This window comes from Thermodesulfobacteriota bacterium, from assembly GCA_036482575.1.
Lineage (GTDB): Bacteria > Desulfobacterota > GWC2-55-46 > GWC2-55-46 > JAUVFY01 > JAZGJJ01.
The window spans coordinates 1-9,468 of record JAZGJJ010000136.1; the positions used below are offsets into that span (position 1 = coordinate 1).

Genomic DNA, 9,468 nt, shown 5'->3' on the forward strand with positions numbered 1-9,468 from the left:
AGGGGGGCGCAAAGGGCCCTTTCCGAACTCAGGTAAGGGACGGGGGGGGATGGGGGGGCATACCCACCATACCACCCCGCTAAAACCTCTCGAGCATGCGCTCTTTAACGAGCCTTGCCGTATCCCGGGCCATCTTCCGGAGCGCATCCCACTCCGCGTCCTTGGTCGCTGTGACGTCTTCTATATCGACAACATAGTCGCCGTAGTCGGTTATCTCGTCGTCCTCCCACAGGACCTCCCCGTCGCTTGCTCTTACGAGTTTCATCGCGAGAGTTATGGTGAGCCTGTACTCACGGACCACGTCGCGCGTGCTGTAGGATACCGGCTTCAACTCGTAGAACATGACCGTACCCTCCAGTACGGCTTCCGCCCTGCCCTTGTCGACTATATCCACCGTGGTCGTGAATTCGTCTATGACGGCGTTGGTCAATACCGTCTCGACCCCGGGCCTCTGCGTAGAGTTCTTGAAGAACGGGACGTAGACCGAAGTGACCTCGCCCGGCATGGTGGTGCTCGCCATGCGGTAGCCGCTGCAGCCGCAAACAATGAAGAGCAAGAGTGCTATCAGAGACGTAGAGCCGAGGCGCATCATCCGACCACCATATTCACGATCCTCCCGGGGACGTAGACGAACTTCTTTATCGTCTTGCCACCTGTCCACTCTATCACTTTTTCGTCCTTCATGACAATACTCTCGACCGTATCCCTCTCGGCCCCGGCCGGGACGTTGACCCTGGAGCGCACCTTGCCGTTTATCTGTACGACGATAAGCACCTCTTCGGTTACGAGCGCCGCGGGGTCGACGGACGGCCACGGGGTCTCGTAAAGGGCCTTCCCGCCTCCGAGCCCCTGCCACAACTCTTCTGTCATGTGCGGGGCGAAAGGAGAGAGCAGCAGGAGCACCGCCTCGACCGCCTCCCGGAAGACCGAAAGCTCTATCGGGTCCTTTTTATTGCCTTTCCACTGGTAGAGGCCGTTAACGAGCTCCATTATCGCGCTTATGGCCGTGTTGAAGTGGAACCTCTCCTCTATGTCGGAGGTGACCTTCTTTATCGTCGCGTGGGTTTGGCGACGGGCGTCCTTTAAAGGACCGTCGAGCTCGCCCCCCGTATACGGCTCCGAGCCCTTCAAAAGTTCGGCGTTATCGTTTACGAGCCTCCAGACCCTGCCGAGGAAGCGGTAGGAACCCTCCACCCCGTCTTCGTTCCAGTCGAGGTCCCGTGCGGGCGGCGCGGCGAAGAGCGAGAAGAGGCGCGTGGTATCCGCGCCGTACCTTTCTATTATACCGTCCGGGTCCACGGTATTCTTCTTCGACTTGCTCATCTTCTCAACGGCCCCGGTCTCGACCGGCTTGCCGCATTCTCTACAGTTTTTTCCACCTCCCTCCACCTCTTCGGGCGAGAGGTAGCCGTGCTCCGGGCACTTTTCCGTCTCCTTGCAGACCATGCCTTGGGTGAGGAGGTTCTTGAAAGGCTCTCCTGCCTCCAGGAAGCCGAGATCCCTCATGGCCTTGGTAAAGAAGCGCGCGTAGAGGAGATGCATCACCGCGTGCTCTATGCCGCCGATATACTGGTCCACGGGCATCCAGCGGGCGGCGTCCTCCCTGCTGAAGGGGACGCTCTCGTCACGCGGCGAGAGGTAGCGGAGGAAGTACCATGAAGAGTCGACGAACGTATCCATTGTGTCGGTCTCGCGCCTCGCCCCTTTGCCGCAGGACGGGCAGTCGACCTCCACGAACCCTTTGGCCGAGGCGAGCGGCGAGAGTCCGCCGGCGGCGAACTCCACGTCCTCGGGGAGTATCACGGGAAGCTCCGCCTCGGGCACGGGCACCGCGCCGCAGTCGTTACAGTAGATGACCGGTATGGGGCAGCCCCAGTAGCGCTGCCTCGATATACCCCAGTCCCTTATCCTGTAGGTGACGGCTTCCCTGCCATTGCCATCCTTTTCGAGGAGCTCGGTCACGGCCCCCATGCCGTCGGTGTTACCCATCCCGTCGAACGGGCCGGAGTTGGCCATAACGCCCTCTTCTACGTAGGCCTCGGTCATTTTTTCAGAGACCAGCTCCTCGCCTTCCGGGTTTATGACGACTTTTATATCGATGCCGTACTTTTTAGCGAACTCGAAGTCGCGCTGATCGTGCGCGGGCACGGCCATTACGGCACCCGTGCCGTAGCCCATGAGGACGAAGTTCGCGACGTATACCGGCACCTTATCTCCTGTCAGCGGATTTTCGCAGTAAGCGCCCGTAAAGACCCCCTCCTTTTCGAACTCAGGGGCATCCATGGCGCCCCTGTCCTCCGCCTTAACCTTCTTTACGAACGCCCTCACCTCTTCACGCTTCTCCGGCGCGGTTATCCGCTCCACGAGCGGGTGCTCCGGGGCGAGGCTCATAAAGGTCACGCCGTAGAGCGTATCGGGCCGGGTCGTGAATATATCTATCGCTTCATTCGAGCCTATGACGGGGAAGCGCGCCTCGGCCCCGACACTCTTCCCTATCCAGTTCCTCTGCATGGTGAGCACCTTCTCGGGCCAGCCGGGCAGATTATTCGTATCCTCCAAAAGTTCTTCGGCGTACTCGGTAATCTTAAAGAACCACTGGTCGAGCTCTTTCGCTTCGACCGTGGACTCGCACCTCCAGCAGAGCCCGTCCTCGACCTGCTCGTTTGCGAGGACGGTTGAGCATTCGGGGCACCAGTTGACGGTCGAGAGTTTTTTGTAGGCTAAACCCTTCTCAAAGAGTTTAAGGAAGACCCACTGGTTCCAGCGGTAGTACTCCGGCGAGCTTGTGGCGACCTCGCGGTCCCAGTCGTAGCCGAAGCCCATGCGCTTCAGCTGGGCCCTCATCTTATCTATATTTTCGTGGGTCCATTTGGCGGGATGTATCCCGTGCTGGATGGCGGCGTTCTCGGCCGGAAGGCCGAAGGAGTCCCAGCCCATGGGGTGGAGGACGTCCTTCCCCTTCATCATGAAGAAGCGCGCCACCACATCGCCGATGGAGTAGTTCCGGACGTGGCCCATGTGGATCTTGCCCGAGGGATAGGGGAACATCTCGAGGACGTAGTACTTATCGCCGCCAGACCCCTTACGGGTCTTGAAGGCGCCCTTCTCCTCCCAGAGCTTTTGCCACTTCTCTTCTATTCTCTTCGGGTCGTATTTGTCGGTTATGTCCGGCATGGTCGTCATCTCTCATTTCCCCGTAAAAACAGCACAATATGCCCCTGTGTTTTTAGCATATAAGCCTATCTTTTTCAACAGCCCCGCAAAACAAGCCAAAAAACTTAATGGGTGAAATTTAGTGGGAAAGAGAGATAAAATTGGTGGTGTTGGTGCTTTCTTCCTGTAATAAATAAAAATAATCTGCTATAAGTTGTGTATGTTGTAGACGATAATCCGTAGTCGGGATAAAGGAGGAATGAAATGCAGTGCAGGCTTAATCAATACTTACTTCTCGCCGTATTACTTATTTTTTCTGCAGGATGCGCTACCACGCAAAGCCAATTGATGCTATCTGCATGGGCCGGCAAAACCGATACCGTGAAAGCCCTGCTTGCCGAGGGTGCCGACACAAACGAGAAAGACAACCAAGGCAGAACAGCTCTGATGATTGCGGTAGAGAAAGGGCATAACGACACAGTTAAAGTCCTTCTTGCTCACGGTTCTGATGTGAATACAAAAACAAAAAAAGGCGTTACTGCACTGATGGCTGCTTCAATGATGGGCCATACTGATATCGTGGGTGTCTTATTGAAGGCAGGCGTCGATATCAATGCTAAAGATACCAATGGCATGTCTGCCCTAATGTTTACTCTGGTAAAAGATCATCGTGATATTGCAAAAATCTTAATTGAAGCGGGAGCTGACGTGAATGATAAAACCAAGTACGATATCACTGTACTGATAGGAGCGGCATTGTACGGTTATGCTGATATCGTAAATGTCTTGTTAGAGAAAGGTGCCGATGTAAACGCGAAAAACAATGTCGGCAACACAGCATTAATGCTTGCGGCAGGAAAAGGCTTTATTGAGATTGTAAGAGTTTTGTTGGAAAGTGGTGCTGATGTAAACATGAAAAACAAAGGCGGCAATACAGCATTAATTGTTGCGGCACTCGAAGGTCACAATGCGATAGTGAAAGTCTTGGTGGATGAAGGCGCTGATGCGAACGCAAAGAGCAATAGTGGTATGACAGCCCTGATGATTGCGGCAAAGAAAGGGCATACCGACACAGTCAAAGCCCTTCTTGTTCACGGTTCTGATGCGAACACAAAAACAAAAAAAGGCGCTACTGCACTGATGGGAGCGGCATTCTACGGTTATGCTGATATCGTAAATGTCTTGTTAGAGAAAGGTGCCGATGTGAACGCAAAAAACAATGCTGGCAACACAGCATTAATGCTTGCGGCAGGAGAAGGCTTTATTGAAGTTGCAGGAATCTTGTTGAAAAGTGGTGCTGATGTAAATATGAAAAACAAAGGCGGCAATACAGTATTAATTATTGCGGCAGGAAAAGGTCACAACGAGATGGTGAAAGTCTTGATGGATGAAGGCGCTGATGCGAATGCAAAGAGCAATGGTGGTGTGACAGCCCTGATGATTGCTGAGACGAAAGGACACACCACCATGGTGCAGCTACTTAAAGGAGCCGGTGACCATGAATCAACGGTCAAGCCCCTCCAAGAGGTCACAGCTTTGTCGGCAGGAGGGGCTCATACTTGCGCGCTTCTTCTGGACGGAACCGCAACATGCTGGGGAAGTAATGGAACCGGACAACTTGGCAACGAGACTGTAAGAATTGGCACAAATATCTCTGTCGCGGTCAATGGAATTTCCAACATTAAAGCTATCGCGGCCGGATTTCTCCATACGTGCACGGTCCTTTCCGATGGCAAAATAATATGCTTTGGGATCGACCTCACAAGAAGTGACCTGACAACTTTTATGGAGACCGCCGATGCCGAAAACATGCGCAAATTATTCTCTCGACCCGTTGAGGTCAAAGGCATCTCTGACGCCACAACAGTTGCAGCAGGATGGCTTCACGCATGCGTAATCCTTTCGGATGGCAAAGTGAACTGTTGGGGGGACAATTCAACGGGCCAGCTTGGTAACGGGACTACAATAAATTCAACCGTTCCTGTAAAAACTGAGGGGATTACTGAAGCCACCGCGATAACCACGGGAGTTGCCCATACATGTGCTGTCCTTTCCAATAGAACTGTTAAATGTTGGGGTACCGATAGTTTCGGTATCGGTAGTGGTGGTAAAATATATGGCTTTAGTTCTCTTTCTCCGGTTGAGATAAAAGGTATTTCCAATGCAACATCTGTTGCTGCCGGCAGGAACCATACATGTGCTCTGCTTTCGGACGGAACAGTGAAGTGTTGGGGATCTAACGTACTGGGGCAGCTCGGCAACATAAAAGTGTCCGCATCCTCTGCCCCGCTAAAAGTGGAAGGAATTTCAAAAGCTGTCGCAATAGCAGCCGGTGCCTTTCATACATGCGCGCTCCATTCAGATGGAATGGTTAAATGCTGGGGAGTGAACCCGGAGCCATTTATAGAAGAACCTGCTGTTTCACCGATTCCTTTGGCTGTTGAAGGAATTTCCGATGCCGTTGCTATTACCTCAGGCGGTACTCATGTTTGCGCCATTTTGTCTGACAGCACGGTAAAATGTTGGGGCGATAACGAGGCCGGACAGCTTGGAGGTGGCATAGGGACCAAGTTTTCTTCCACACCAGTGAAAGTTGTAGAATTCTAAAAGAAGAGCGAAAAATAAAAGGAACTGCCTTACTATTGGAGAATGGAGGTTTGATGCAAAGGAAGTTCATTATAACCTTGCTCATCTTTTTGTTTGCTCTCTCTGGCTGCGCCCCTTCATTGATAAAGAAGGCACCGCCGGATACCAATATCGCGTCACTGGGTGAAAATGTCCTGGTCTTTGGGCGCATAAGGTGGTTTGACAATGAAAAGGAAAAGGAAAGGGTCACCGCCTTACAGGCTTTGAGGATCGAGGATATGAAAAAAGGCACTATTAAAGTTGAAAGGGTGGGTTACGACGGTAGATTTTTTGCGGTGCTCCCCAGAGGGACTTACATAGTCCATCAGCTTGACTGGTTTGACATCTGGGACGGACCGCACTGGCTCGTCCCCAAGGTGGCTTTTCAGGTAGCAGACGATCAACAGGCTTATTACCTGGGAACGCTTGTTATTAACATCAGGACAAAGCGTAACATAATAGGGGGTCTCCGGGTAAAGGGATGGGAGATAAACATTGAAGATGAAGGAAATGAAATGATGGAGGTTTTCCGTAAACGGTACCCTGACCATGAGATAAAAGTTGCTAAGGCCCTGATGGTTCATGACCCGAGCATTCCCAGAATTGAAGAACTGGAAAACAAGAGGGTATTGCTCGATGTTCTTCGTGCCCTCTCTTTCGGAGTGATGCCGATGATTTCTCCTTGAAATCCTTAACCCACAGCCCATCCAACCTTGAAGACTTGTAGGTGAAATGCCCAGCGTGAAAATAAGAAGATATGTGCTAGTACTCACCTGACAGTCCCACCCCTCAACATTTCCCCCTCACCCCACAGGGAGACAAACCCCAATTGCCAAGCCACAAGTCTCAAACGATATAGAAACCCAAAGCCCTTTTCGAACATTCGGGTTTGGAGCTTCGGGCTTGTTTGGTATTTGGATATTGGCGCTTGAGATTTATCCCTTATACCTCCTCGAATACTCACCCTCCCCTCTATCCCCTCCCCTTCGAGAGCCTCAGGGCGAACGGGGGGGTAAGGACGGAGTTATCGCCCGCCCGTCACGGGCTCCTGCAAGGACCAAACCGTCAAGTTGTTCGCCAGACGAGGCGGACGTGCATTTTGGCCCGCAGGCGTATAAGTGTATACGTTGAGGAGCCAAAATGTGCGGCTAACGACGTATGGCGGGCAAATCGCCGGTTTGGAGATAAAGCCCTTCCACTCCCCCCCCAAATCTGTTACCATACCTCTCTTGGAGGCATAATGATAAAAAAACTACCGATAATTCTCATCGCGTTTATACTGTTTGCCGGAGTCGGCTGCGAACCCCCGGACCCGAGCGTGGCCGAGAACTTCCTGCAGCCCGTGGAGGAGGGCAAGCCCGGCCCCGACTTCCTGGTTAAAGACCTGAAGGGCGGATTTTTCCGGCTCTCCGAGCACAGGAACGAAGTCGTGATGCTCTTTTTCTGGAGGATGAAGTTCAAGGACAACACGGACTTGCTGCCCGCGCTCGAGGAGCTCCACCAACGCTACCAAGACAAGGGGCTTACGGTGCTGGCCGTCTCGGCCGAGACCATGCACAGCGTAACGCTCTATGCAATGAGGGACTTCATCGAGGAGAACGGCTATACCTTCACGGTCATAAGGGACGTGGACGGCATAGTCTCCGAGGCGTACCGGGTACTGAGGGGCCCCTCGACCTATGTGATAGACTCAAAGGGGGTCCTCGTCTTTATTCAGCAGGGACCGATCGACTGGTTGAGCGAGGAGAACGTCGGGATGATTGAAGGGCTCCTTGAGGAACGGGCGGAAGAGCCCGAGAAGACGTAGGGCTACCTCTAAAAATTGCTCTTTTTCCCGATCTCTTCGTTAGGCCGAAAATAAAAATGCTCACATATCAGCATATATGCTGTGCTTTTTATTTTCACCCTGCCTCGACCTCGAAAAAAATATCTAATTTTTAGAGGCACCCATATATCTGTTTTTTCCTATTTTCCTATTTTTCGAGAAAATCCCTTATGAAACCGTCGGGGTCCTCGACGAGGCGTCCTGTCCCGATTGCCGCCTTTTCGTTGAAGGAAGCCGCCCCGCTACCCCCCCCACTCATCACTGAACCGCCGCCGTTGGAGTAGATGGCAAACGGCACCGGGTCGGATGTGTGGGTCTTCAAGAGTACCGGGGTCGGGTGGTCGGTAATGGCCATGACGCGATAGTCCTTGAACTTCTCAAGCCCTTCCAGCACCCTCCCCACAACGAGCCGGTCAAAATCCTCTATGGCCCTTATCTTATCCTTCAGGAACCCCTGGTGCCCGGCCTCGTCCGGGGCCTCGACGTGCACGCATACGAAATCTTTCTTCTTCAGGGCTTTTAAGGCGTAGTCTGCCTTGCCCTTGTAGTTCGTATCGAGGTATCCGGTCGCGCCCGGCACGTTTATGACCTCGAGCCCCGCGTATATGCCTATGCCGTTCATGAGGTCCACGGCCGAGATGATGGCCCCGTCCATGGAGAACTTCTCTTTGAAGGTAGGCATCTCCGGCGCCTTTCCCTGCCCCCAGAGCCAGATAGAGTTCGCCGCCTTGCTGCCCGCTTCACCCCTTGCCCTGTTTACCGGGTGGTCTTTGAGTATCTCGCGGGAGCGCTCCATAAGGCGCACGACCCTCTTCGCCCCCTCACCCTTCGGGAGGTAGCCCTCTATCTCTTTATCGGTTATGTCGTGGGGCGGGGTGGTATGAATGCCGCCCCCCCCGTTATCTCCGTCCCTCAAGACCATCAGGTGGCGGTAGGACTTGCCGGGGTAGAACCTTACCCCCCCTCCCCCCCCTTCGTCCTTGAGCTCGCTGTCGAGGGTCTCGACTATACCCTTTGCCTCGGCGGTCGAAATATGGCCGGCCGAGTAGTCGTTCATCACCGGCTTGCCGCCGTCGTCGGTTCCGGAAAGCGTTACGAGGTTGCACCTGTAGGCCACTTCGTCGGGAGCGAGCTTGACCCCTATGCTGGCGGCCTCGAACGGCGCCCTGCCGGTATAGTACTTTTTCGGGTCGTAGCCGAGGATGCTCAGGTTCGCGACGTCGCTGCCGGGCGGGAAGCCCGCGGGCACGGTCCTCAGAAGGCCGCTCTCTCCCCTGGCGGCCAGCGAGTCCATATTAGGCGTGGCGGCCGCCTCGAGCGGGGTCTTCCCGCCGAGCATGTCCAGCGGCTCGTCCGCCATGCCATCGCCTATAAGTATTATATATTTCATAATTATGGAAACCCTTCGCGCGTGTGCGTGAAAAAGGCCGTGATGCGGGAAAGAAAAAGTCTTTTACGTATAACGCATCACGCACACGTGTTACGGCCTTTCATTCGCATCACGGGTTCTAAAACCCCATCACCTCTAATATCTTTTTTATGTCGGGCGGGACCTTAAGGGGCTCGACGGACGCCTTTATGGCGCAGTCCGGGTCCTTCAGGCCGTGGCCGGTTATGGTGCAGACTATGGTGTCCCCGTCGTTAAGGATGCCGTCGTTCTTTAGCTTCATGACGCCTGCCAGCGAGGCGGCCGAGGCCGGCTCGCAAAAGACCCCCTCCCTTGAAGCAAGGAGTTTATAGGCCTCTATTATCTCCTCATCGGTTACCATGTCTATGGTCCCGCCGGACTCGTCCCTCGCCTTTACCGCCCCGTCCCAGTTCGCGGGGTTGCCTATCCTTATGGCCGAGGCGACGGTTTCGGGGTC

Annotated in this window: 7 protein-coding genes; 3 read left to right on the plus strand and 4 right to left on the minus strand. The window is 53.9% G+C overall.

Features of this window, described 5'->3' with window-relative positions:
• Nucleotides 1-79: 79 nt before the first annotated feature.
• The gene (locus V3W31_06165; GenBank protein MEE9614525.1) at nt 80-556 is read right to left on the minus strand and encodes an LptE family protein; all 477 of its coding nucleotides are present in this window, start codon (nt 554-556) and stop codon (nt 80-82) included.
• 32 nt (nt 557-588) lie between these two features.
• The gene (gene leuS / locus V3W31_06170; protein ID MEE9614526.1) at nt 589-3,165 is read right to left on the minus strand and encodes a leucine--tRNA ligase; all 2,577 of its coding nucleotides are present in this window, start codon (nt 3,163-3,165) and stop codon (nt 589-591) included.
• A gap of 252 nt (nt 3,166-3,417) precedes the next feature.
• On the opposite strand from leuS, the gene V3W31_06175 reads away from it, so the two are divergent.
• The 3 genes from V3W31_06175 (at nt 3,418) to V3W31_06185 (ending at nt 7,585) form a co-directional block, all read left to right on the plus strand.
• A complete protein-coding gene (locus tag V3W31_06175; GenBank protein MEE9614527.1) occupies nt 3,418-5,760 on the plus strand; it encodes an ankyrin repeat domain-containing protein in 2,343 nt (780 codons plus the stop codon).
• A gap of 53 nt (nt 5,761-5,813) precedes the next feature.
• Nucleotides 5,814-6,464: a hypothetical protein gene (locus tag V3W31_06180; GenBank protein ID MEE9614528.1), complete on the plus strand. Its 651-nt coding sequence runs from the start codon at nt 5,814-5,816 to the stop codon at nt 6,462-6,464.
• A 554-nt stretch (nt 6,465-7,018) separates the two neighbouring features.
• Complete coding sequence (locus V3W31_06185) at nt 7,019-7,585, plus strand: peroxiredoxin family protein (protein ID MEE9614529.1); 567 nt, start codon at nt 7,019-7,021, stop codon at nt 7,583-7,585.
• A gap of 166 nt (nt 7,586-7,751) precedes the next feature.
• On the opposite strand, the gene V3W31_06190 is transcribed toward V3W31_06185, so the two are convergent.
• Nucleotides 7,752-8,993 carry a cofactor-independent phosphoglycerate mutase gene (locus V3W31_06190; GenBank protein ID MEE9614530.1) on the minus strand — a complete coding sequence of 414 codons (1,242 nt, stop codon included), beginning with the start codon at nt 8,991-8,993 and terminating at the stop codon, nt 7,752-7,754.
• A gap of 118 nt (nt 8,994-9,111) precedes the next feature.
• The coding region (locus V3W31_06195; GenBank protein MEE9614531.1) for a pyridoxal-phosphate dependent enzyme at nt 9,112-9,468 on the minus strand (357 nt) is incomplete at its 5' end.

Bases quoted from the DNA above. Each gene is read 5' to 3' on its own strand.
- V3W31_06185 (MEE9614529.1), top strand. From the start codon at position 7,019: ATGATAAAAAAACTACCGATAATTCTCATCGCGTTTATACTGTTTGCC.
- V3W31_06180 (MEE9614528.1), top strand. From the start codon at position 5,814: ATGCAAAGGAAGTTCATTATAACCTTGCTCATCTTTTTGTTTGCTCTC.
- V3W31_06190 (MEE9614530.1), bottom strand. From the start codon at position 8,993: ATGAAATATATAATACTTATAGGCGATGGCATGGCGGACGAGCCGCTG.
- V3W31_06175 (MEE9614527.1), top strand. From the start codon at position 3,418: ATGCAGTGCAGGCTTAATCAATACTTACTTCTCGCCGTATTACTTATT.